This window comes from Streptomyces sp. NBC_00513 (assembly GCF_041431415.1).
Classification (GTDB): Bacteria; Actinomycetota; Actinomycetes; order Streptomycetales; family Streptomycetaceae; genus Streptomyces.
In genome coordinates this window covers 1,796,050-1,818,228 of the sequence record NZ_CP107845.1, presented here as the reverse complement: position 1 = coordinate 1,818,228, position 22,179 = coordinate 1,796,050, and the positions used below count along the sequence as shown (strand labels likewise).

Below are 22,179 nucleotides of genomic sequence, written 5' to 3'. Positions count from 1 at the left end.
GGCTTCCGCGAGAACAGCGCCGGCACGACCGTATGTGGTTGTCCGACGCGCACCGTCGCCCCGAGTCGGACGGTGTCGCGCCGGTGTGGGCCTGGCTCAGCTTTCGGCCAGGATGTGGGAGAGCTCCTTGTCGAGGTCGAAGTGCCGGTGCTCGGTCCCGGGTGGGACCGCGGCGTCCGTCCGCTTGAGGAACGACTCGAGTGCTCGGGCGGGTGCTTCGAGCAGCGCTTCTCCCTCCGGTGAGCTCAGGGCGATGCAGACGACGCCCTGACCGTGGCTGCGGGACGGCCAGACGCGGACGTCGCCGGTACCGGTGGGCCGGTGGAGGCCCTCGGCGAGGAGGTCACGGGCGAATACCCATTCGACCGTCTCCTCGGCGCCGGTGTGGAAGGTGGCGTGCACGGCGTAGGGGTCGGCCGTGTCATACCGCAGGCCCGCGGGAACAGGCAGTGAGGACTCGCTCGACACAACGAGGCGCAGGTGCAGCTCGCAGCTGACCGTGGTGTTCATAAGCGCCAGGGCCTTTCGCTCAGTGTGCGCTCGGGGATTCGCACGTCGGCGAAATCGACATGCCACCTACGGTGCCGTTGTAAACCCCTCTGACCGTTTTGCGGACCTCTGGGTCCCTCGAACGGCGGATCCAAACCACCGTTCACGCGTGTATCCGGCTCGGGTAGATTCGGAGGCATGAATACGGGGAGTGACCGCGAGACCCACGAGTCCGCGACCAGCGCGACGGAACCGGACGAGCAGCCGCACGTGTCGAGGGCGCCGGCCTTCGTCAAGGCCCGGCGCGGTCTGCACCTGAGCTGGCAGGTCGGCGTCTTCATCGTCGGCCTGGCCGTCATCGCCGCCGGTGTGGCGATGCTCGTCCTGCCGGGCCCGGGCTGGGTCGCGATCTTCGCGGGCCTGTTCATCTGGGGCACCGAGTTCGCCTGGGCGCAGGTCGTGCTGCGCTGGACGAAGCGCAAGGTGGCCGAGGCGGCCCAGAAGGCCCTCGACCCGAAGGTGCGCCGCCGCAACATCATCCTGACCAGCGTCGGCCTCGTGATCGCCGGCGTGCTGGTCGGCTTCTACCTGTGGAAGTACGGCCTGATGCTGCCGTGGAACATCAAGGACCAGTGATCCGTCCCTGATGGCGGGGAGCACCGCTGACATGCGGTAATGTTTGCGGTGCGTCCGGGCGATTAGCTCAGTGGGAGAGCACTTCGTTCACACCGAAGGGGTCACTGGTTCGAACCCAGTATCGCCCACCCGGACCAGAGGCCCGGAGACTTCACCGTCTCCGGGCCTTCGGCGTTTCCCGGGCGCGTCACCCCAGCCGGCCGAACGCGGCCCGCAGTCGACGGGCGTCGCGCAACCGGCGTTCGTACGTCGCCCCCACCGCCAGCAGCAACAGGCCCGCCAGTGCCGGCGGCAGCCACCTGGGCAGCGCCCCGACAACCTGGACCACGTACGGGGCCAGCTCGTGCAGGGCCACCGCCGCGAGCGTCGCCCCGCCCAGCAGCAGCGGCGCCTGGAGCCGCTGCCGGGCTCCGAGCAGCGTGAGGGCCAGCGAGGCCAGACCCAGCAGCAGCGGTCGCTGCCAGTGCGGGTCGCCCCAGGCCGCGATCAGGGTGGGCAGCAGGGTCGCCACCAGTCCGGGCGCGTAGGCCGTCCAGGACGAGGCGGCCGGATCCCGGCGGCGGCGCATGAAGCCGACCACCAGCGCCGGGACCGTCACGGGCAGCGTGTACGCCTCCGGCCACGCCACCCCCGACGCGCTCAGCCGGACCCAGGTCGCGGCCACGAACAGCGCCCAGGCCGCCCAGCCCAGTCGGCGCCGGTCCGCACGGACCGCCGCGGTCGCGCAGACCACCCCGGCCAGGGCCAGCGCCAGGGCCAGCGCGGGCCGGTCGGGGGCCGCCAGCGCCAGGGCGAGTACCCCCGGCGCGATCGACGCCGCCTCGGCGGGAACCCGTACCGCGCCCCACCGGGGGCCGAACGCCACCACCGCGGCCGCCACCGCCAGCACCGGCGGCGCCCACCACACCACCGCGAGGTCCGACAACGCGCACAGGGCCACCGCCAGCGCCGTGGCCCAGCCGACGGCGAGCACCGCGGCCCCGGACCGCGCCCACCCGGGCCCGGGCCGGTACGCCGCTCCCGCCGCGCCGGCGGCCGTCAGGGCCCCCAGCACCAGGACCGTGGCCAGTCGGCCGTCCAGCGCCCCCACAGCCACGCTCCCGGCCCCCAGGAGCGCGCATCCGGCGGCCACGATCCCGAGGCCGGAACGGCCGGGCCGGGGCCGCAGCGCGAGCGCCCCCGCGGCCACCGTCACCGACAACTGCGCCGCGAGCACGGCCGCCACCGGGAACCCGAGCAGCACCGGGGCCGCGAACAGCCCGGCCCAGCCCAGGACCACCGCGAGCACCCCGGGCTCGGGCCGGGCCGGCATCAGCCGGGCCGCCGCGGCGGCCGCACCCGCCGTCACCAGCAGCGTCACCGCCACCGCCGCGCCCGTGGCCGGCCGGTCCACCTCGGGGGTCGTCGTCGCCCACACCTCGCCGAGCACCCGCAGCCGCGCCGCCAGTGACGGGACCACCGACGCCAGGGCCCAGAGCGCCGCCGCCGCGGTCACGCCCAGCCCCGCGCGGGCCAGGCCGCGCCGCACCGCCGCCGGCACCGAGGCCGCCCCCACCGCCGCCGGCAGGGTCAGCGCCAGGGCCGGCGCCAGGTGCGTCGGCACCGCCCAGCCCGTGTCCCACCGCGGGGAGAGCGGGCCGGCCACCGCCACGACCGCGGCCAGACCGCCCGCGAGCGCCGCCGCGGAGGCCCGCGGCACCCGCCAGGCCACCGCAACGCCGAGCGCCGCACCCGCCGCGAGCAACAGCGCCGGAGCCGACGCGCCCGGGGTGGCCGCCGACTCCACCAACCCGACCCCCAGCGCGGCCACGCCCAGCGCGGCCCCCGCCGGCCACGCGGCCCGCGCCCGGGGCACCGTCATCGCCGCGACCACGTCGAGCGCGGCCGTCGCCAGCAACGCCCAACCGAGCCCCACCGGGTCCGCCGCGGAGGCGAGCGCCGCCAGCGGCAGCGGAAGCTGCGCCGCCGCCACGGCGACGGGCAGCGGCAGCCGAAGCCCGGGCGACGCGAACCCGTACCCGGCCCAGAGCGCCGCCAGGACACCGGCCGCCCCCGCCGCGTACGCGGTGCCATCGACCGTCGACATCCCGACGGCGTGCACCGCGTACGCGTCCAGCACCGTCAGCAACAGCCCCAGCGCCGCGACCGACTCGGCCGTGGACCGCAGCCCGCGACGCAGCAGCGGCAGCGGCGCGACGAGCGCCCCCACCGTCACCACGGCCAGCACCGCGGCGCGCCCGGCGATGCCGAGAGAGCCCCAGCTGACGAGGGTGAAGGCGAGCGCGGCCACCGAGAGCAGCACGGCGCCCAACGTCAGCAGCACGTTCTGCGCGCCGCGCCCCGAAGCGTCCTTGACCGGAAGCGAGGGCGGTGCGGGCGCCGACGGCCACGGGATCGGGGGCAGCCGCAGCAACCAGTCGCGGCGGGCCGCCAGATGGGCGCGACGGGCGTCGAGACGGGCGAGTTCGCCGTCGATGAGCGCCAGTTCCTCGGCGGGCGACAGGGGCGTGTTCATGCTCGGAGTGTGGTGCCCGTCACGCCGTCGGGACATGGGCGTGCGTACTCAGATCCGCCTGAGTACACCCGGTGCGCGGAACGGGATCGGGCGCCGAGAGCGGCCGGCCCGAGGCCCGACCGGAAGCGGTTTGAACAGACCCCGAGGCTCTTGTATTGTTCAGTCCGTTCCCGGGCGATTAGCTCAGCGGGAGAGCACTTCGTTCACACCGAAGGGGTCACTGGTTCGATCCCAGTATCGCCCACCGGGACAGGCCGGTCCGTCACTGACGGACCGGCCTTCCGCATTCCCGGCCCTCAGGCCGCGGCCCCCAGTTCCGGCCGCAACGGCCAGTGCGGATCCACCGACTCAGGAGTGCCCTGGCGGGCGAACCAAGCCTGGAGCCCCCGCGCCTGCGCCGCGTGCCACACCGCCTGGAGCGTGTGCAGCTCGGCCGGTGTCAGCCGCTCCAGCCGGCCCGCGAACCGGCGCCCGACCGCCCGGACGACCTCCAGCGAGGCCAGGGCGTCGGCCGACGCGTCGTGGGCCCCCTCCAGCTCTATGCCGTAGTGCTCGCACAGGTCCGTCAGCGTCCGGCGACCCTTGCGGTAGCGGTCCAGGTGCTTGTCCAACACCCGCGGATCCAGCACCGTCAGCGGCCGGTTGTCCAGATAGCGCCCCAGTGACGACGCCCGGTGCCGGCGCAACTCCCGGTCCAGCAACGTCAGATCGAAGGGCGCGTTCATCACCACCACCGGCCGGCCCGCCACCTGCTGCTCCGCCAGCGCGCGGGCTATCTCCTCCACCACCGGCGCCGGCCAACGGCCGTGGCGCTGGAGGTGCTCATCGGTCAGGCCGTGCACTTCCGTGGCGCCCGGGGGTACCGGGACGCCGGGATTGACCAGCCAGCGGGTGGAGCGGACGCGGCCGCCCGCACACTCCTGCACGACGAGCGCGGCGGACACGATCCGATCCTGCTCGACGTCCACTCCGGTGGTCTCCGTGTCGAATGCGGCCAGCGGGCCCTCGTACCAGCGTGTCATGGCGAACTCCTCGTCCCCGGTCGGCAGGTGGGGCGCACCCGGATCACGCCGCCCTTGCCCGAATCGGTGATACCCGGGCTGTTTGCCCCGTACGCCGTTTGCGACTCGTCTGCTACGGAGACAACTTCCCTGGGGGAACGGACGCATGACCGGTCGTCACCCCGACACCTCACTCTGCGGAGCCCGGAAGGCATGGGGAGCCGGCCATGGCGCTCACACAGCCCGAACCGTTCGGGGTACCACCGGCGCGGATCGGTCCGCGGCCGGACGCGGGAACCGGACCGTTGCGCGGCACCCTCGCCACCACCGCCTGCATGGAGACCCTCCAGGTGGGATACCTGCACGCCGTCGCGGCCGCGGCCGGCTGCTCGCTGTCCCAGCCCTTCCCGGACAACGGCATCGACTGGCACGTCAGCCACGGCGCCCCCGAGCACGTCGTCGACGACGAGGTCACCATCAAGGTGCAGTTGAAGGCGACCTACCAGACACCGCCCCGGCCGGCCGGGGCCACCTTCGGCTTCACCCTCGACAACGAGCACCTCGTGAAGCTGGCGCGCACTCCCGTCGCCGTCCACAAGATCCTCGTAGTGATGCTCGTACCGAGGGAGCGCGAACAGTGGCTGGCCGCCGGACACGACCGGCTCGACCTGCGGCACTGCTGCTACTGGACCAACCTCGCCGGACAGCCCGTGACCGGCCGGCGCCGGACCACCGTACGGATCCCGACCACGCGGATCTTCGACGACCGGGCGCTGTGCGAGATCATGACCCGGGTCGGGTCGGGAGGGACACCTTGATGGAACGGTACTCACCGCGCCCGGAGCCGCTGACGCCCCCGGATCCCACCGCGTACGCGGACGCCGCCACGCCCGATCCCGCGAAGGTCGACCCCGCCGTGCTCGGCGCGCTGCTGCACCGGCACGGCTGGCTGCGACGCGGCGGGGCCGCCGGTCGGTACGGCAGGTGGGCGCCGCCCGGGCACCCCGGCACCAGCCTGCTCGTCCCCGAGAGCCGGACCTTCCCCGACTGCGCGGACCTGCTGGACGAGGCGCTGGCCGCGCTGGCGCACAGCGGGCTGCCCTCGGCCCGGGAGGTGCTGTTCGGGTTGAGCGTGCCGAGCGACGAGATCCGCTGGGAACGGGAGTTCCCCGAGGGGACGTACCCGTCGCAGGGCGCGGAGGCCTGGCCCGTACAGGAACAACTCCGCTCGGCGGCCCGGCAACTGCTGCTCGCCGGCGCCCTGGCGGCGCACGCCCGCGCCGGGTACTACGGGGCGCGTCACCGGGCACAGGCCGAACGGGCCCTGGACGGGGTGCTGGTGGGGCCCTCGCCGGGCGGCCGGCGACTCGCCGCGTACGTCCCGGTGGACGGCGGGCGGGGCATCACCGCCCGGCTGCACCACGCGCTGCACGCCGCCCGCGAGGCGGTGGACTACCGGCGGGCCACCGGCGGCATGGATGCTTTCGACGCGGCGGTGGAGGCCGGCGTCAGCCGGGAACTCGCCGATGCCCTGATCGCCCTCGTCCGCGGCTCGGAAGGGGCCCGGATCGCGTTGGCCTGGGCGCCGGCCGCGGGCGTCCCGGCCGGGTGCGCGGCCCGGCCGGAGGCGGTGGAGTTCTCCCCGGGCGACCTGCCGGTGCTGCGCGAGGCGGCCGCCCGATACACCCGGGACGAACCGGCGATCCCCGTCCGGTTGGCCGGGGCCGTGGTCCGGATGCGGCGCTCGGCGGCGGGCGGCGGCGGGACGGTACGGCTGCGGGTGCTGTCGGGGGCGGAGGTGCCCTACGTACGGGCCGCCCTGGACGAGGAGTCGTACCGGGTCGCGGGCCACGCCCACCTGGTGGGGCTGCCGGTCCGGGTCAGCGGGCGGCTCCAGCGGCGGGGCGGGTTCCGCAGGCTGACGGACGCGGTGGACGTGCGGCCGGTCCCGCTCGACGAGGTCGAACGGGACCGGCTGATGAAGTCGCTCGACGAGGCCTTCGACCCCTCGGAGGTGCTTCCCTCCGACGACTAGGCGGCTTCTGACTCCGACGCCCGCGCGGTGTCGGGGATCCAGGAGCCGTGGATCTGGGCGGGGACCCGGCGGGGAAGGTGCACGGTGGCGACCGGCGGGAGGGCGAGGTCGGTCGCGTCCAGGACGAGCAACTGCGAGGCGTCGGCGTTCAGATCGCTGACCACGGTCAGCAGGTAGCCGGCGTCCTCGTCGCCGGGGCCCGCGTCGGCGGCCGGCACGAACACGGCCTCGCCGGGCAGTCGGCCGGTACCGAAGGGGAGAACCTGACGTCCGCCGGTGGTGCGGTCGTACTTGACGAGACTGTGGTTGCCGACGCCGAGGTCGTCCGGGAACGACAGGGCGTACTGGTAGCGGTGCTCCCGACCCAGGTAGGCGTCGTTGATGGTGGGGAACTCCACGGTCAGGTCGTCCGTCTGGTCCTCGGTGACCCTCCCGGCGGCCAGGTCGACGGTCCAGCGGCGGCCACGGGAGCCCGAGTTGGGCTCGGCGCCGCGGTCGGGGGCGCCGACCCACCAGTTCCAGGAGCGCTGCCAGCCCGTGCGGCCGACGGTCGGGCCCTCCACGACGATCCGGCCGCGCGCGTCCTCGTAGGCGTTGGCGAAGTGCATTCCGTAGCCGGGGGCGATCTCGAACCAGCGGATGCGGGCCGCGCCGCCCGCGCCCCGGGGCATGACCCCGATCCGGGAGACCTGGTCCTCGCTCCAGCCGTACGGGATGCCGGAGTGCTCGGTGGGGTCGAAGGTCACCGACCCCTCCAGGAAGACGACGTGGTGCGCGGTCAGCGCGAAGTCGTGCTTCAGCGCCGCGCTCGCCCCCGGCACCTCCCGGCTGTCGAGGACCTTTCCGTCGGCCGAGGCCACGTGGTGGATCAGGAACGGGGGGAACGGCGAGGAGGCGAAGAAGTGCAGCTCCCCGGTGACGGGGTCCTCCTTGGGGTGGGCGGTCATCGCCGAGGTCAGTTTGCCGCCGAAGTCGTAGGCGCCCACGGTCTCCAGGTCGGCGGTGAGCTCGAAGGGCAGGGCGGCCTCGCTGAGGGCCAGCAGCCGTCCGGCGTGCTCGATCACGTGGGTGCCGGCGGTGCTCGCGGTCAGGTCGGGGCCGTGTTCGGTCATATAGGGGGCGCCGTCCAGGGCGGGGGTGCGCACCCACCGGTTGCGGTACCACTCGGCGCGGCCGTCGCGCAGCCGGATGCCGTGCACCATGCCGCTGCCCTTGAACCAGTGGGTGGGGGTGATGCCGGGCTTGGGGTTGTGGCTGTTGCGGAGCAGCCGGCCGGTCAGCTCGGGCGGGAGGGTGCCCTCCACCGTCAGGTCGGTTGCGGTGATCTCGTCGACCACGGGGGCGTAGTGGCCGGTCAGGTAGGGCTTCTTGGCTTCGTTCATCGTCTTCACGTCCTGGCTGGTCTGCACGGTGGGCCTCGGCTTTCGATGGGTGGGGCGGGGCGGGGCGGGGCGGTGGCGGGGGGTTCGGTCGGCTTCGGCGGGCTTCAGCGGGCTTCGGCGGTGGTCTTGAGGAGGTGGAGCCACTCCTCCAGCGACTGGCGCAGCGCCGCACCCAGTTCGGCGGGGCGGGCCTCGACGGGGGCGCCGGCCCAGGACTCCTCGGTGCTGACGGTGACTCCCTCGGCGCTCTCGTGGAAGGTCCAGACGTGGACTCCGTCGATGCCGTGGGCGGGGCCGCCCCAGGCGATCCGCTCGCCCGGCGTCACGTCGAGGACGGTGGAGGTGATGTCGAGCCCGTGGGTGAGCCAGCGGAAGCGGGTGCCCGCGGCGAGGGGGCCCACGAACTCGACACGGTCGATGCCGGTGTGCCAGTCGGACCAGCCGGCGATGTCGGTGTGCAGGGCCCACACCGTGGCGAGGGGGGACCCGATGGTGGTCTCCAGGCGGACGACGGCGGGGGCGTTCTCGTCGATCGTGGTGGGGCGGGCGTTGTTCGTGCTCATGACGGGTGCTCCTGGGTTCGGTCGGTAGGTGGTCGTCGGATGGTGTGTGTGGTTGACCACTCACTCTTTGGGTCGGAAGAAGGGCGGGCTCCGGGGCCCGCCCTGTTCCGTCGTTCGTCCTCGATCGTCGGTGCTGTCAGTAGTGCCGGACCCCGGCCGAGAGGGTCCGTGTCCACGGCGCGTCCACGGCCTGCGTGTCCATCGACACCAACAGGTGGCAGAGCATGCCGATCGCGAAGAATCGCTGCACCTCGGGTTCGCTGCCGCCCGAGGCGCCGCGCACGTACTCCACCAGGCGGGCGTAGCCGGTCCGGACTGCGTCGCGGACCGCGGTCTCCGAGACGGCCGCCGCCTGGGCGTGGGTGAGGACGAGCAGCAGGTCCTTGTCCGCGATCAGGTGGGCATAGGCGTCGCCCATGGCGCTCAGCACCGCCTCGGGCGCACTGCCGGCGGCGTTCGCCGCACCCTCCTCCAGGCTGGCCCGCACCCGGGTGAAGCAGTGGTCGACGACCGCGGTGAACAGCGCCTCCTTGTTGGGGAAGAGCCGGTAGACGTACGACTGCGAGATGCCGGCGGCCTTGGCCACCTCCGTGGTCGTGGTGCCGAAGTAGCCGCGCGAGGCGAAGGCCCCGATGGCCGTGCGCAGCACCGTGTCCCGGCGTTCCTCGGCGGAGGAGAGCTGTCGACGTCGTTCCGTGTTCATGTGAGTAATAAACCACTCACACTTTTGGATGTCAACGGGTCGAGGGAGTGAGCGAAGCGGGATTTCGGGAGAACGAGGCCATCCGCAGCCCCGGGACGGGCTCGAAGTCCTCGCCGCGCAGGAAGCCGAGGCGTTCGTACAGGGCCACGGCGGGCGCGTTCGCGACGCCGGTGGTGACGGTGACGGGGCGGTCGGCCGGCAGCCGCGCGCACAGCAGCGAGGCGATGCCCCGGCGGAACCAGGCCGGATCCACGCACAGCCGGTCGACGCACACGCCGCCGTCCTTCGTGTCCTCCCAGGCGAGGAACCCGGCGATCACGTCGTCCCGCGCGACCGCGCCGATCCAGCGCAACGGCCGCTCCCGCATCTCGTCGAGGCCCTCCCGCAGGGCCGGGATGCCGTCGAAGCCGATGAGCGCGGCCTCCACGGCGTACGCCGCCCGACCGACGCGGTGGACGGCGGCGGCGGTGGGGTCGTCGGTGAGGTCCAGCGGACGGACGAGCACGTGCGGCATGGCGGTTCGCTCCAGGGGTCGGGACGCCGCGAAACGGTACCCCGGCCGGTCACCGCCGAGGTGGGCGTCCGGCTCCGGCGAACAACCGTTTAGCGATGGCGCCCCCCGGCTCGGTACGATTCAGGCGCGCAGTGTTCGCTCGCGCACCCCCTGAGTCAGGAGAGACCGGTGTCAGACGTCCGTGTGATCATCCAACGCGATTCCGAGCGGGACGAGCGCGTGGTGGCCACGGGCACTACGGCGGCCGAGCTCTTCGCCGGCGAGCGCACCATCGTCGCCGCGCGCATCGCGGGGGAGCTGAAGGACCTCGCGTACGAGGTGAAGGACGGCGAGACCGTCGAACCGGTGGAGATCTCCTCCGAGGACGGCCTGAACATCCTGCGCCACTCGACCGCGCACGTCATGGCACAGGCCGTGCAGGAGCTCTTCCCCGAGGCCAAGCTGGGCATCGGCCCGCCGGTCCGCGACGGCTTCTACTACGACTTCGACGTCGCCCGCCCCTTCACCCCCGATGACCTCAAGGCCATCGAGAAGAAGATGCAGGAGATCCAGAAGCGCGGGCAGAAGTTCGCCCGCCGCGTGGTCACCGACGAGGCGGCCCGCGAGGAGCTCGCGGACGAGCCGTACAAGCTGGAACTCATCGGCATCAAGGGTTCCGCCTCGACCGACGACGGTGCGAACGTCGAGGTGGGCGGCGGCGAGCTGACCATCTACGACAACCTCGACGGCAAGTCCGGCGAACTGTGCTGGAAGGACCTCTGTCGCGGTCCCCACCTGCCCACCACCCGCAACATCCCCGCCTTCAAGCTCATGCGCAACGCGGCCGCCTACTGGCGCGGCAGCGAGAAGAACCCGATGCTCCAGCGCATCTACGGCACCGCGTGGCCCTCCAAGGACGAGCTGAAGGCCCACCTCGACTTCCTCGCCGAGGCCGAGAAGCGCGACCACCGCCGCCTCGGCACCGAGCTCGACCTGTTCTCCGTACAGGACGAGATCGGCTCCGGCCTGGCCGTCTTCCATCCGCGCGGCGGCGTCATCCGTCGCACCATGGAGGACTACTCGCGCAAGCGGCACGAGGAAGAGGGCTACGAGTTCGTCTACACCCCGCACGCCACCAAGGGCGCCCTCTTCGAGAAGAGCGGACACCTGGACTGGTACGCGGAGGGCATGTACCCCCCCATGCAGCTCGACGGTGGTACCGACTACTACCTCAAGCCCATGAACTGCCCGATGCACAACCTGATCTTCGACGCGCGCGGCCGCTCCTACCGCGAACTGCCGCTGCGCCTCTTCGAGTTCGGCACCGTGTACCGGTACGAGAAGTCCGGCGTGGTGCACGGTCTGACCCGCTCGCGCGGCTTCACCCAGGACGACGCGCACATCTACTGCACCAAGGAGCAGATGGCGGAGGAACTCGACCGCACCCTGACCTTCGTGCTGAACCTGCTCCGCGACTACGGTCTGACCGACTTCTACCTGGAGCTGTCGACCAAGGACCCGGAGAAGTTCGTCGGCTCGGACGAGGTCTGGGAGGAGGCCACCGCCGTCCTCCAGTCGGTCGCCGAGAAGCAGGGCCTGCCCCTGGTCCCGGACCCGGGCGGCGCCGCGTTCTACGGCCCGAAGATCTCCGTCCAGTGCCGTGACGCGATCGGCCGCACCTGGCAGATGTCGACCGTGCAGCTCGACTTCAACCTGCCGGAGCGCTTCAACCTGGAGTACACCGGCCCCGACGGTTCGCGTCAGCGCCCGGTCATGATCCACCGTGCGCTCTTCGGTTCCATCGAGCGCTTCTTCGCCGTGCTGCTGGAGCACTACGCGGGCGCCATGCCGCCGTGGCTGGCCCCCGTCCAGGCCGTCGGCATCCCGATCGGCGACGGGCACGTGGAGTATCTCCAGGAGTTCGCCGCCGAGGCGAAGAAGCAGGGGCTGCGCGTCGAGGTGGACGCCTCCTCGGACCGGATGCAGAAGAAGATCCGCAACCACCAGAAGCTCAAGGTCCCGTTCATGATCATCGTCGGTGACGAGGACATGGCCGCCGGCACCGTCTCCTTCCGCTACCGCGACGGTTCGCAGGAGAACGGCGTGGCCAAGGACGAGGCCCTGGCCAAGCTGGCCAAGGTCGTCGCGGACCGCGTCCAGGTCTGACCGACCCGGCGGCACGTCAGGAAGGGGTCTCCCGGGAACTCCCGTTCCCGGGAGGCTCCTTCTCGTCCTCCCGGCGGAATACCTGGATCAGCCAGGACGAGAACGAACCGGTCACCGCCCCCAGCAGGGCCACGCCGAAGACCATCATCACGACCGCGATCAGCCGGCCCACCGGGGACACCGGGGTGATGTCCCCGTAGCCCACCGTCGTCAGCGTCTGGCTCACCCACCACAGCGAGTCCCCGAAGGTGCGGATCGTGGAGCCGGGGATCAGCCGCTCCTCGTGGTAGACGCACAGCGCCCCCGAGAAGCCGAGCAGGACCGCCGAGAGCCCGGCGTACGTGATGACCCGCTCGTACAGCCCGCGGCGCGGGCGGTTCTGCCTGGCCTGGACCGCGTCGTGGACCTTGACCATCCGCAGGGGCCGCAGCAGCGGCAGGATGACGACCAGGGTGTCCAGCCAGTGGAGCCGGACGAAGCGGTGCGGCCTCTCGCGGCTCAGCACCATCCGGACCACGTAGTCCACGATGAAGCAGACCCACATCAGCAGGACCAGCAGCCCGGCGATGTCCCGCCAGATGTGGTCCGCCTTGTGGGCGAGGACGCGCACCGCGTATCCGGCGATGAAGATCAGGGAGGCGTAGAACAGCGGCAGCTCGGTCCGGCGTTCCCAGGCCTTGTCGCGGGGCTCGACATCGGGGTGCATGTGCCCAGCATCGCGGCGGAGGTACCCGTCTTCGCCCCGGCGACACGCCCCGCGGGGGCAAGGTCATATGCTGCATCCCATGACGATTGAGCCGGAGCAGCAGATCGGTGTGGGCACGCAGGACGCGTTCCAGCGTCTGTGGACGCCCCACCGGATGGCCTACATCCAGGGGGAGAACAAGCCGACCGGTCCGGAGGCCGGGGACGGCTGTCCCTTCTGCGGGATTCCGGACATGTCGGACGAGGACGGGCTCGTGGTCGCCCGGGGCCGGCACGTCTACGCCGTGCTCAACCTGTACCCGTACAACGGTGGCCACCTGATGGTCGTCCCCTACCGGCACGTCGCCGACTACACGGAACTCGACGCCGCCGAGACCGCCGAGCTCGCCGACCTGACCAAGCGGGCCATGACCGCCCTGCGCAAGGCGTCCGGGGCGCACGGATTCAACATCGGCATGAACCAGGGCGCGGCGGCCGGCGCCGGCATCGCCGCGCACCTGCACCAGCACATCGTGCCCCGCTGGGGCGGGGACACGAACTTCATGCCGGTCGTCGGCCACACCAAGGTGCTGCCGCAACTGCTCGCGGACACCCGCCAGATGCTCGCGGACGCCTGGCCCACCGACTGAGACGCGAAGGCCGGCCGGTCCGGGGGCGCGCGCCCCCGGACCGGCCGGCCCCCACGTCGTACCGTCCGCGCCTACGCGTCGTAGACGTCCGCCTTGCGCGGCGACGGCTCCTGGATCAGGCCGCTCATGATCGAGGAACGGTTGGTGAAGCGGTCCGTGTCGACGCCGTTCTCCTCCAGGACCTTGAACGCGGCGGTGTGCACCGACCGCAGGACTGGGGCCACGGTGCGCAGGGCATCGTCCGCCATGAAGCGGTGGCGCCACATCGAACCGGCCCACACGTGCCGCAACCCGAACGGCTCGGGCAGGATCAGCTTGCCGCCGAAGTACTCCAGGACCGGCGGGTACCAGGTCAGCGAGGCACGCACGGCCAGACGGACGACCTCCGTCGCGTCCACCAGCGGGAGCTGTCGCTCCACCGTCTCCCAGAAGCGGACGGACTTGGCCACCTCCACCGTCTTGGGCGCGGACTTCGTGGTGAACAGACCGTGCACGGGACCCAGGGCGTGGGCGGTGACGTCCACCCGCAGGGTCTTGTAGAGCACCGTGACCGTCACCAGCATCGTGATGACGAGCTGCCCGTCCCAGAGCGGGTACTGGATGCCCAGATAGTGCCGGTTGCCGGCGCTGAACTGCTGCTCGTTGCAGATCCGGGTGATCTCGTGCGGCTTCACCAGGAAGGTGTCCACGTCCTCGCCGGTGGGCCGGGCCACCTCGGCCGCGCCCTCGCCGATCGGGGTGACGATCCAGTGCTGGATCGACGCGGTCGGGAAGCCCCCCGTGTGCAGCGGGCCGCGCTCCAGCTTGCGGAGCTGGGTGTCGATCGCGCGTATGACGTCCCAGCTGCGGAAGGGGTGGATGTCGGCGCCCTCGGTCCTCGGGGTCAGCTCCTCGGCCATCTGCCAGCTGCCCCAGCGGGTGCCCATGCCGAGGATCCCCTTGGGACCGGCGTAGAAGGCGGAGTTGCTGCGGTCCTCGGCGGTGAGCTTCGCCAGTTGGTGGCGCAGGTCCTCACGGGCCTTCTCGTCGGGGTTGCCCGGCACCGCCTCGGGGATCTTGGCGGCGACGCCCCCGCCGCCCAGCAGTCCGTCCCAGCGGGAACGCATGTCGACGGCGGTGGCCTCGCAGATCCGCCGGGCCAGGAACCAGCCCAACGCCGGCGCGATGATCATCGCCCGCAGGTATATCCCGAGGAACCCGGTGAAGGGCAACCGGAACATCAACACCGCCACCACGACGGCGACGCCCACGAGCAGGGCGGTGACCAGCCAGGACCGCTTGCCCTCGCCCTTGCCCAGGGACTTGCGGAGCTGGAAGAGGCCCAGCCACAGCAGCAGCCCGGGCAGGAAGATCACCCCGCAGACCAGCACGATCATGCGCAGCTTGCGGTCGCGCTCCTTGCGGATGCGGGAAGCTGCCAGGCAGTGCTCGACGACGGTCTGCGGGTCGGCGCCGAAGGACTGGATGAGCGGCTTGCGGCCGGCGCCGAGGGTGCGCACCTCGACCGCGCGGCAGAAGGCCTCGCCCAGATTGGGTTCGAAGAGGGAGATCTTGGGGGCCTTGACCTTCGACTCGTGGAGGTCGTTGTTGGCCTTGAGGATCTCCTCCAGCTTGCCGTCGCGGTACGCGGCGGACGCCAGTGCGTTGGTCGCGGCGGTCTGCCCACCGCCTCCCTGGAGCGGAACCTGCGCCCCGGGCCTGAAGTCGAAACCGTCGTCCGCCACCGTTGCCCCCATCACCGTGCGCCTGTGCCCACTGCCGGCTCGCGCCTGCCGTCGTCCTGCCCCGCGCCGCCGAAAAGCCTATCGGCGCAGCCTGCCCCATGGTCATGGGACAGGGAAATACCGCCCACCGCAAGCCGGTTGGGTGGGCGGTCGCCGCAGCGCTATGTCAACTACGTTCCCTTCTCGGCCTGTTCGCGAATCTTTTCCGCCAATTGTGGTGGCATGGGTTCGTGGCGGGCGTAGCTGCGACGGAACCCGCCCGTGCCGTGCGACACGGACCGCAACTCCACCGCGTACCGGCCGATCTCGATCTCCGGGATCTCCGCGCGCACCCGCGTCCGACCCGGCCCGGCCTGGTCGGAGCCGACGACGCGACCTCGGCGCCCCGCGAGGTCGCTCATGACCGGGCCGACGAACTCGTCGGGCACCAGTACGTCGAGTTCCGCGACGGGCTCCAGGAGGTGCATGGTCGCCTCGGCGGCGGCCTCGCGCAGGGCGAGCGCGCCCGCGGTCTGGAAGGCGGCGTCGGAGGAGTCCACCGAGTGCGCCTTGCCGTCGAGCAGGGTGATCCGTACGTCCACCAGCGGGTATCCGGCCGCGACCCCGCGCGCGGCCTGGGCGCGTACGCCCTTCTCCACGGACGGGATGAACTGGCGGGGCACCGAACCGCCGACCACCTTGTCGACGAACTCCACGCCGCTGCCGGCCGGCAGCGGTTCGACCCGGATCTCGCAGATGGCGAACTGGCCGTGGCCCCCGGACTGCTTGACGTGGCGACCGCGGCCGGTTGCCTCGGCGCCGAAGGTCTCGCGCAAGCTGACCTTGTGGGGGACCGGGTCCACCTGGACCCCGTAGCGGGTCCGCAGGCGTTCGAGCACCAGGTCCTGGTGGGCCTCGCCCAGGCACCACAGGACGAGCTGACGCGTGTGCGGGTTCTGCTCCAGCCGCAGCGTCGGGTCCTCGGCCACCAGACGGGCCAGCGCCTGCGAGAGCTTGTCCTCGTCGGCCTTGCCGTGGGCCTCGACGGCGAGGGGCAGCAGGGGATCGGGCATCGACCAGGGCTCCATCAGGAGGGGCCGGTCCTTGGCGGAGAGGGTGTCGCCCGTCTCGGCGTGGGTGAGCTTCGCCACGCAGGCCAGGTCGCCGGCGATGCACCGGCCGAGGGGCCGCTGGTGCTTGCCGAAGGGGGAGGAGAGGGCCCCGGTCCGCTCGTCCACGTCGTGGTCCTCGTGCCCGCGGTCCGCGAGCCCGTGGCCGGACACGTGCACCGTCGCCTCGGGGAGCAGGGTGCCGGAGAAGACGCGGACGAGGGAGACGCGGCCGACGTAGGGGTCGGAGGAGGTCTTGACGACCTCGGCCACGAGGGGCCCCTCGGGATCACAGGTGACCGGGGGGCGGGCGGAACCGTCGGGGGCGGTGACGGCGAGCGGCGCGCGTTCCGCGGGGGTGGGGAAGCCGCCGGTGACCAGTTCGAGGAGTTCCACCGTCCCGAGGCCCTGACGGGCTCCCTCGGCCGCCGGGGCCGCCATCAGCACGGGGTGGAAGGTGCCCCGGGCGACGGCCCGCTCCAGGTCGTCCACGAGCGTCTTGAGGTCGATGTCCTCGCCGCCGAGATAGCGGTCCATGAGGCTCTCGTCCTCGCTCTCCGCGATGATCCCCTCGATCAGGCGGGAGCGGGCGTCGTCGATGAGGGCGAGTTCCGCCGGGTCCGGGTCGCGTTCGACGCGTTCCCCGGAGCCGTAGTCGTACACGCGCCGGGAGAGCAGGCCGAGCAGCCCGGTGACGGGGGCGTGCCCGTCCGGCCCCGCGGGCCCGTGCAGGGGCAGGTAGAGCGGTACGACGGCGTCCGGGTCCTCGGCGCCGAAGATCTCCCCGCAGACGCCGGTCATCTGGGCGTAGTCGGACCGGGCCGCCTCCAGGTGGGTGACGACGATGGCCCGGGGCATGCCGACGGCCTCGCACTCGTCCCAGACCATGCGGGTGGCGCCGTCGATCCCGTCGGCGGCCGAGACGACGAAAAGGGCCGCGTCCGCGGCGCGCAGACCGGCCCTGAGTTCACCGACGAAGTCGGCGTATCCCGGAGTGTCCAGGATGTTGATCTTGATCCCGCCCCATTCGACGGGGACGAGGGAGAGCTGGACGGACCGGTGGCGACGATGTTCGATCTCGTCGTGATCGGAGACGGTCGAGCCGTCCTCGACCCGGCCGGCTCGATTGACGGCCCCGGCGGTCAGCGCCAAGGCCTCGACCAGCGTGGTCTTGCCGGCGCCGCTGTGGCCGACCAACACGACGTTCCGTACGGAAGTGGGCCGGTCGACCGTCAGTGCCCTGCCGGCGGCCCCGGCTTGGTGTGATGTGGCTCCCATGATGCTCGTGCCTCCCGGTGTCGCGGTGAGGAGGGTGATCGGGGTCCTTCGAGCTTTGCACCGGTGTCACACCACGTCCATACGTCGTACCCGGAGCCGTCCGGAGCACGACGAGCGGTCGACGCGGAGCCGACGTGGAGCCGGCGCGGGGATTGTCCGGGGCGAACCGGTGGGTGCGCGGCACCCGGGGCGCGAGGCGCCGGCTACGATGGGCCAGCCGGTGGCCGCTGTGGCCGTGCGGCCCAGCGACCCTCCGGGAAGGCCATGCTGAACAAGTACGCGCGTGCATTCTTCACGCGTGTTCTCACGCCGTTCGCCGCATTTCTCCTCCGTCGGGGGGTGAGCCCGGACGCCGTCACCCTGATCGGCACCGCCGGAGTGGTGGCCGGCGCGCTGGTCTTCTTCCCCCGGGGCGAGTTCTTCTGGGGCACCATCACCATCACCCTCTTCGTCTTCTCCGACCTGGTCGACGGGAACATGGCCCGCCAGGCCGGCGTCTCCAGCCGGTGGGGGGCGTTCCTCGACTCGACGCTCGACCGGGTGGCCGACGCGGCCATCTTCGGCGGACTCGCGCTCTGGTACGCGGGCTCCGGGAACCACAACGTGCTCTGCGCCGTGTCGATCTTCTGCCTGGCCAGCGGCCAGGTGGTCTCCTACACCAAGGCCCGCGGCGAGTCGATCGGGTTGCCGGTGGCCGTCAACGGGCTCGTCGAACGCGCCGAGCGCCTGGTGATCACCCTCGTCGCGGCCGGCCTGTCCGGGCTCCAGACCTTCGGCGTCCCCTCCTGGATCGGGGTGCTCCTGCCGATCGCCCTGTGGCTGGTCGCGGTGGGCTCCCTCGTCACGCTGATCCAGCGGGTGGTCACCGTGCGCCGCGAGGCCACGGAGGCCGACGCGGCAGCGGCCGAAGGCGGGGCCGCCTGATGGGCGCCGCACAGGACAAGCTCGTCGACGGGCTCTACGGGCTCGGCTGGGCGGGCGTGAAGAAGCTCCCCGAGCCCGCGGCGGTGGCCCTCGGCCACCGGATCGCGGACTACGCCTGGAAGCGGCGCGGCAAGAGCGTGCTGCGCCTGGAGTCGAACCTGGCCCGGGTGGTCCCGGACGCGACCCCCGAAGCCCTGCGGGAACTGTCGCGGGCCGGCATGCGCTCGTACATGCGGTACTGGATGGAATCCTTCCGGCTGCCCACGATGGACCCGAAGCGGTTCGGCACGGACGTCGAGATGAAGGACGACCACATCCTGCGCGAGGCGCTGGCCACCGGACGCGGGGTCGTGGTCGCCCTGCCGCACCTCGCGAACTGGGACCTCGCCGGCGCCTGGGCCACCGGCCACATCGGCGTGCCGCTCACCACGGTCGCCGAGCGGCTCAAGCCCGAAAGCCTGTACGACCGCTTCGTGGCCTACCGGGAGAGCCTCGGCATGGAGGTGCTCCCGCACAGCGGCGGCGCCGCCTTCGGCACCCTGGCCCGGCGGCTCCGCTCCGGGGGACTGGTCTGCCTGGTCGCCGACCGGGACCTGTCGGCCTCCGGGGTCGAGGTGGACTTCTTCGGCTCCACGGCGCGCATGCCGGCGGGACCGGCGCTCCTGGCCCAGCAGACGGGCGCGGTGCTGCTCCCGGCCACCCTGTACTACGGGGACACCCCGAAGTTGTTCGGCCGGATCCACCCCGAGGTGGCCGTGCCGAAGAACGGCACCCGGGTCGAGAAGACGGCCGTCATGACCCAGGCCCTCGCCGACGTGTTCGCCGAGGGGATCGCCGAGCACCCCGAGGACTGGCACATGCTGCAGCGGCTGTGGCTGGACGACCTGGAGGAACGCGCGCAGTGAAGATCGGCATCGTGTGCCCGTACTCGTGGGACGTACCGGGCGGCGTCCAGTTCCACATCCGTGACCTCGCGGAACACCTGATCCGCAGCGGCCACGAGGTGTCGGTACTGGCCCCCGCGGACGACGAGACCCCGCTGCCGCCCTACGTGGTCTCGGCGGGACGAGCGGTCCCGGTGCCGTACAACGGGTCGGTGGCCCGGCTGAACTTCGGCTTCCTGTCCGCGGCCCGCGTACGGCGCTGGCTGCACGACGGCGTCTTCGACGTGATCCACATCCACGAACCCGCCTCACCGTCCCTCGGCCTGCTGTCCTGCTGGGCGGCCCAGGGGCCCATCGTGGCCACCTTCCACACCTCCAACCCCCGCTCGCGCGCGATGATCGCCGCGTACCCGATCCTCCAGCCGGCGCTGGAGAAGATCAGCGCCCGCATCGCGGTGAGCGAGTACGCGCGCCGGACCCTCGTGGAACACCTCGGCGGGGACGCCGTCGTCATCCCCAACGGGGTCGACGTGGACTTCTTCGCCAAGGCCGAACCCAAGGCCGAGTGGGGCGGCCAGACCCTCGGCTTCATCGGCCGGATCGACGAGCCCCGCAAGGGCCTGCCCGTGCTCATGGCGGCCTTCCCCAAGATCGTGGAGGCCTGCCCGGACGTACGGCTGCTCGTGGCCGGCCGCGGCGACGAGGAGGAAGCCGTGGCCTCGCTGCCGGCCGACCTCCGCTCCCGCGTCGAGTTCCTCGGCATGGTCTCGGACGAGGACAAGGCGCGACTGCTGCGCAGCGTCGACGTGTACGTCGCCCCCAACACCGGCGGCGAGAGCTTCGGCATCATCCTCGTCGAGGCCCTCTCGGCCGGGGCCGCGGTGCTGGCCTCGGACCTGGACGCCTTCGCGCAGGTACTGGACCAGGGAGGCGCGGGCGACCTCTTCACCAACGAGGACGCCGACTCCCTGGCCGCAGGTGCCATCGCCCTCCTGCGGGACCCGGAACGCCGGGCGGAACTGAGCACCCGAGGCTCCGCGCACGTGCGGCGCTTCGACTGGTCGACGGTGGGAGCGGACATCCTGGCCGTCTACGAAACGGTGACCGACGGCGCGACGGCGGTCGCGGAGGACGAACGCGTCGGCCTGCGCGCACGGCTGGGCTTCTCGCGGGACTGACCGGGCCGGCTCTCGGATCCTGTCTGACCCACGCCGCCCGGCACCACACCACACCACACCGCACCGCTCCTCGCCGCGTCGTCGAGGCACCCGAGGGTGCCGGGCCGTCTCCATGGCGCCCGCCGGCCGCCGGGGGCCGCCGCCGGGCCGGGCCCGGCCCGGGGGCCGTCGAAAGGTAGAGTCGCGGCCCGTGATCGAAACCCTTGTCTGGATTGCCCTGGGCCTCGGCGTCATCGGGGTCTACCTCAGTTGGACCGCCGGTCGACTCGACCGCCTGCACTCGCGGATGGACGCCGCCCGGGCCGCCCTCGACGCGCAGCTCGTGCGGCGGGCGTCGGTGGTGCTGGAGGTGGCCACCTCGGGGGTGCTCGACCCGGCCTCGTCGCTGGTGCTGTACGAGGCCGCGCACGGGGCCCGGCAGGCCGAGGAGGAGCACCGTGAGGTGGCCGAGAGCGAACTGAGCCAGGCGTTGCGCGCGGTGTTCGCCGACGTGGACCAGGTCGAGGTGCTGAAGGCCGCTCCCGGCGGCGCGGAGGCCACCGAGGAGCTGGCGGCCGCCGTCCGCCGGGTGCCGATGGCCCGCCGCTTCCACAACGACGCGGTACGCGCGGCCCGCGCGCTGCGCAGGCACCGCAAGGTCCGCTGGTTCCGATTGGCCGGACACGCCCCCTTCCCGCTCGCCTTCGAGATGGACGACGAGCCCCCGGTGGATCTTGCGGAACGGCCGTAGCGGCCCCACTTGTACCCAATGGCCAAATCGGAAGGAGCCACCGGCTCCTCATTGGCCCTTGCAGTGGACTGGTCGCGGGGGGTTTGCTCACCGCAGTACCACCGCAGCACCCGTCTTCCTTCGAGTGAGGTCAATCCGTGAGCACGCTTCCCTCCACCCCGCAGTCCGCTGAGTCCGCGATCGGCACGTCCCGCGTCAAGCGCGGCATGGCCGAGCAGCTCAAGGGCGGCGTGATCATGGACGTGGTCAACGCCGAGCAGGCGAAGATCGCCGAAGACGCCGGCGCCGTGGCCGTCATGGCCCTGGAGCGGGTCCCCGCCGACATCCGCAAGGACGGCGGAGTGGCCCGGATGTCCGACCCCAACATGATCGAAGAGATCATCGAGGCCGTCTCCATCCCCGTCATGGCCAAGTCCCGCATCGGCCACTTCGTCGAGGCGCAGGTGCTGCAGTCCCTCGGCGTCGACTACATCGACGAGTCCGAGGTCCTGACCCCGGCCGACGAGGTCAACCACTCCGACAAGTGGGCGTTCACCACCCCCTTCGTCTGTGGCGCCACCAACCTGGGCGAGGCCCTGCGCCGCATCGCCGAGGGCGCGGCCATGATCCGTTCCAAGGGTGAGGCCGGCACCGGCAACGTCGTCGAGGCCGTCCGCCACCTGCGCCAGATCAAGAACGAGATCGCCCGCCTGCGCGGCTTCGACAACAACGAGCTGTTCGCCGCCGCCAAGGACCTGCGCGCCCCGTACGAGCTGGTCAAGGAGGTCGCCGAGCTCGGCAAGCTCCCGGTCGTGCTGTTCTCCGCCGGTGGCGTCGCCACCCCGGCCGACGCCGCGCTGATGCGCCAGCTCGGCGCCGAGGGCGTCTTCGTCGGCTCGGGCATCTTCAAGTCCGGCGACCCGGCCAAGCGCGCCGCCGCCATCGTGAAGGCCACCACCTTCTACGACGACCCGAAGATCATCGCGGACGCCTCGCGCAACCTGGGCGAGGCCATGGTCGGCATCAACTGCGACACCCTCCCCGAGTCCGAGCGCTACGCCAACCGGGGCTGGTAAC

Annotated in this window: 20 protein-coding genes and 2 tRNA genes; 12 read left to right on the top strand and 10 right to left on the bottom strand. The window is 72.1% G+C overall.

Annotation, left to right across the window (positions count from 1 at the left end; all coding sequences use genetic code 11):
- Positions 1-96 precede the first annotated feature (96 nt).
- On the bottom strand, positions 97-510 hold the full coding sequence (locus OHA84_RS08605; protein ID WP_030011909.1) for an SsgA family sporulation/cell division regulator: 414 nt from the start codon (positions 508-510) through the stop codon (positions 97-99).
- Positions 511-687: 177 nt separating this feature from the next.
- Between OHA84_RS08605 and OHA84_RS08600 the strand changes: the two genes are divergently transcribed.
- On the top strand, positions 688-1,125 hold the full coding sequence (locus OHA84_RS08600) for a TIGR02611 family protein (RefSeq protein ID WP_053684394.1): 438 nt from the start codon (positions 688-690) through the stop codon (positions 1,123-1,125).
- A 56-nt stretch (positions 1,126-1,181) separates the two neighbouring features.
- Positions 1,182-1,253: transfer RNA gene (locus OHA84_RS08595), tRNA-Val, on the top strand.
- A 59-nt stretch (positions 1,254-1,312) separates the two neighbouring features.
- On the opposite strand, the gene OHA84_RS08590 is transcribed toward OHA84_RS08595, so the two are convergent.
- On the bottom strand, positions 1,313-3,640 hold the full coding sequence (locus OHA84_RS08590) for an SCO7613 C-terminal domain-containing membrane protein (protein WP_266972342.1): 2,328 nt from the start codon (positions 3,638-3,640) through the stop codon (positions 1,313-1,315).
- Between the two features lie 172 nt (positions 3,641-3,812).
- Between OHA84_RS08590 and OHA84_RS08585 the strand changes: the two genes are divergently transcribed.
- Positions 3,813-3,884, top strand: a tRNA-Val gene (locus tag OHA84_RS08585).
- Between the two features lie 52 nt (positions 3,885-3,936).
- Here the strand turns inward: OHA84_RS08585 and OHA84_RS08580 are convergent.
- Positions 3,937-4,662, bottom strand: coding sequence for a 3'-5' exonuclease (locus tag OHA84_RS08580; protein ID WP_053684397.1), 726 nt, complete (start codon positions 4,660-4,662; stop codon positions 3,937-3,939).
- 206 nt (positions 4,663-4,868) lie between these two features.
- Here OHA84_RS08580 and OHA84_RS08575 point away from each other — a divergent pair, with 206 nt between their 5' ends.
- Positions 4,869-5,459 carry a DUF4365 domain-containing protein gene (locus OHA84_RS08575; protein WP_053684399.1) on the top strand — a complete coding sequence of 197 codons (591 nt, stop codon included), beginning with the start codon at positions 4,869-4,871 and terminating at the stop codon, positions 5,457-5,459.
- Entirely contained in the window at positions 5,459-6,676 is a 1,218-nt protein-coding gene (locus tag OHA84_RS08570; RefSeq protein WP_053684401.1) for a hypothetical protein, read from the top strand. The genes OHA84_RS08575 and OHA84_RS08570 overlap by 1 nt, the downstream gene beginning before the upstream one ends.
- On the opposite strand, the gene OHA84_RS08565 is transcribed toward OHA84_RS08570, so the two are convergent.
- From OHA84_RS08565 to OHA84_RS08550, 4 genes are all read right to left on the bottom strand, one after another.
- Positions 6,673-8,058 carry a carotenoid oxygenase family protein gene (locus OHA84_RS08565; RefSeq protein WP_266951967.1) on the bottom strand — a complete coding sequence of 462 codons (1,386 nt, stop codon included), beginning with the start codon at positions 8,056-8,058 and terminating at the stop codon, positions 6,673-6,675. The genes OHA84_RS08570 and OHA84_RS08565 overlap by 4 nt on opposite strands.
- 104 nt (positions 8,059-8,162) lie before the next feature.
- On the bottom strand, positions 8,163-8,621 hold the full coding sequence (locus OHA84_RS08560; RefSeq protein ID WP_266972345.1) for an SRPBCC family protein: 459 nt from the start codon (positions 8,619-8,621) through the stop codon (positions 8,163-8,165).
- A gap of 136 nt (positions 8,622-8,757) precedes the next feature.
- Positions 8,758-9,324: a TetR/AcrR family transcriptional regulator gene (locus OHA84_RS08555; protein WP_053676665.1), complete on the bottom strand. Its 567-nt coding sequence runs from the start codon at positions 9,322-9,324 to the stop codon at positions 8,758-8,760.
- A 31-nt stretch (positions 9,325-9,355) separates the two neighbouring features.
- A complete protein-coding gene (locus OHA84_RS08550) occupies positions 9,356-9,838 on the bottom strand; it encodes a GNAT family N-acetyltransferase (protein ID WP_266972348.1) in 483 nt (160 codons plus the stop codon).
- A 168-nt stretch (positions 9,839-10,006) separates the two neighbouring features.
- Between OHA84_RS08550 and thrS the strand changes: the two genes are divergently transcribed.
- Positions 10,007-11,983 carry a threonine--tRNA ligase gene (gene thrS / locus OHA84_RS08545; protein WP_266972350.1) on the top strand — a complete coding sequence of 659 codons (1,977 nt, stop codon included), beginning with the start codon at positions 10,007-10,009 and terminating at the stop codon, positions 11,981-11,983.
- A gap of 16 nt (positions 11,984-11,999) precedes the next feature.
- On the opposite strand, the gene OHA84_RS08540 is transcribed toward thrS, so the two are convergent.
- Positions 12,000-12,689 (bottom strand): potassium channel family protein, encoded by a 690-nt coding sequence (locus OHA84_RS08540; protein WP_053676662.1) that lies wholly within the window; start codon positions 12,687-12,689, stop codon positions 12,000-12,002.
- Between the two features lie 67 nt (positions 12,690-12,756).
- Here OHA84_RS08540 and OHA84_RS08535 point away from each other — a divergent pair, with 67 nt between their 5' ends.
- Positions 12,757-13,317, top strand: coding sequence for an HIT domain-containing protein (locus OHA84_RS08535; protein WP_053676661.1), 561 nt, complete (start codon positions 12,757-12,759; stop codon positions 13,315-13,317).
- 71 nt (positions 13,318-13,388) lie between these two features.
- Here the strand turns inward: OHA84_RS08535 and OHA84_RS08530 are convergent, their stop codons facing one another.
- Positions 13,389-15,041: a hypothetical protein gene (locus OHA84_RS08530; protein ID WP_107089117.1), complete on the bottom strand. Its 1,653-nt coding sequence runs from the start codon at positions 15,039-15,041 to the stop codon at positions 13,389-13,391.
- Positions 15,042-15,211: 170 nt separating this feature from the next.
- On the bottom strand, positions 15,212-17,407 hold the full coding sequence (locus OHA84_RS08525) for an elongation factor G-like protein EF-G2 (RefSeq protein WP_266972353.1): 2,196 nt from the start codon (positions 17,405-17,407) through the stop codon (positions 15,212-15,214).
- Positions 17,408-17,671: 264 nt separating this feature from the next.
- Between OHA84_RS08525 and pgsA the strand changes: the two genes are divergently transcribed.
- The 5 genes from pgsA to pdxS all read left to right on the top strand — a co-directional run bounded on the left by pgsA (position 17,672) and on the right by pdxS (position 22,178).
- Positions 17,672-18,331, top strand: coding sequence for a phosphatidylinositol phosphate synthase (gene pgsA, locus OHA84_RS08520; protein ID WP_266972355.1), 660 nt, complete (start codon positions 17,672-17,674; stop codon positions 18,329-18,331).
- Entirely contained in the window at positions 18,331-19,236 is a 906-nt protein-coding gene (locus tag OHA84_RS08515; protein WP_266951376.1) for a phosphatidylinositol mannoside acyltransferase, read from the top strand. Before pgsA ends, OHA84_RS08515 begins: the two co-directional genes overlap by 1 nt.
- The gene (locus OHA84_RS08510) at positions 19,233-20,393 is read left to right on the top strand and encodes a glycosyltransferase family 4 protein (protein ID WP_053676656.1); all 1,161 of its coding nucleotides are present in this window, start codon (positions 19,233-19,235) and stop codon (positions 20,391-20,393) included. Before OHA84_RS08515 ends, OHA84_RS08510 begins: the two co-directional genes overlap by 4 nt.
- Positions 20,394-20,583: 190 nt before the next feature.
- On the top strand, positions 20,584-21,123 hold the full coding sequence (locus OHA84_RS08505; RefSeq protein ID WP_053676655.1) for a hypothetical protein: 540 nt from the start codon (positions 20,584-20,586) through the stop codon (positions 21,121-21,123).
- 137 nt (positions 21,124-21,260) lie between these two features.
- The gene (pdxS, locus tag OHA84_RS08500; RefSeq protein WP_053676654.1) at positions 21,261-22,178 is read left to right on the top strand and encodes a pyridoxal 5'-phosphate synthase lyase subunit PdxS; all 918 of its coding nucleotides are present in this window, start codon (positions 21,261-21,263) and stop codon (positions 22,176-22,178) included.
- Position 22,179 lies beyond the last annotated feature (1 nt).

Excerpts from the sequence above, each read along its gene's own strand:
- OHA84_RS08605 (WP_030011909.1), bottom strand. The coding sequence starts at position 510 with ATGAACACCACGGTCAGCTGCGAGCTGCACCTGCGCCTCGTTGTGTCG.
- OHA84_RS08600 (WP_053684394.1), top strand. The coding sequence starts at position 688 with ATGAATACGGGGAGTGACCGCGAGACCCACGAGTCCGCGACCAGCGCG.
- OHA84_RS08590 (WP_266972342.1), bottom strand. The coding sequence starts at position 3,640 with ATGAACACGCCCCTGTCGCCCGCCGAGGAACTGGCGCTCATCGACGGC.
- OHA84_RS08580 (WP_053684397.1), bottom strand. The coding sequence starts at position 4,662 with ATGACACGCTGGTACGAGGGCCCGCTGGCCGCATTCGACACGGAGACC.
- OHA84_RS08575 (WP_053684399.1), top strand. The coding sequence starts at position 4,869 with ATGGCGCTCACACAGCCCGAACCGTTCGGGGTACCACCGGCGCGGATC.
- OHA84_RS08570 (WP_053684401.1), top strand. The coding sequence starts at position 5,459 with ATGGAACGGTACTCACCGCGCCCGGAGCCGCTGACGCCCCCGGATCCC.
- OHA84_RS08565 (WP_266951967.1), bottom strand. The coding sequence starts at position 8,058 with ATGAACGAAGCCAAGAAGCCCTACCTGACCGGCCACTACGCCCCCGTG.
- OHA84_RS08560 (WP_266972345.1), bottom strand. The coding sequence starts at position 8,621 with ATGAGCACGAACAACGCCCGCCCCACCACGATCGACGAGAACGCCCCC.
- OHA84_RS08555 (WP_053676665.1), bottom strand. The coding sequence starts at position 9,324 with ATGAACACGGAACGACGTCGACAGCTCTCCTCCGCCGAGGAACGCCGG.
- OHA84_RS08550 (WP_266972348.1), bottom strand. The coding sequence starts at position 9,838 with ATGCCGCACGTGCTCGTCCGTCCGCTGGACCTCACCGACGACCCCACC.
- OHA84_RS08540 (WP_053676662.1), bottom strand. The coding sequence starts at position 12,689 with ATGCACCCCGATGTCGAGCCCCGCGACAAGGCCTGGGAACGCCGGACC.
- OHA84_RS08535 (WP_053676661.1), top strand. The coding sequence starts at position 12,757 with ATGCTGCATCCCATGACGATTGAGCCGGAGCAGCAGATCGGTGTGGGC.
- OHA84_RS08525 (WP_266972353.1), bottom strand. The coding sequence starts at position 17,407 with ATGGGAGCCACATCACACCAAGCCGGGGCCGCCGGCAGGGCACTGACG.
- pgsA (WP_266972355.1), top strand. The coding sequence starts at position 17,672 with ATGCTGAACAAGTACGCGCGTGCATTCTTCACGCGTGTTCTCACGCCG.
- OHA84_RS08515 (WP_266951376.1), top strand. The coding sequence starts at position 18,331 with ATGGGCGCCGCACAGGACAAGCTCGTCGACGGGCTCTACGGGCTCGGC.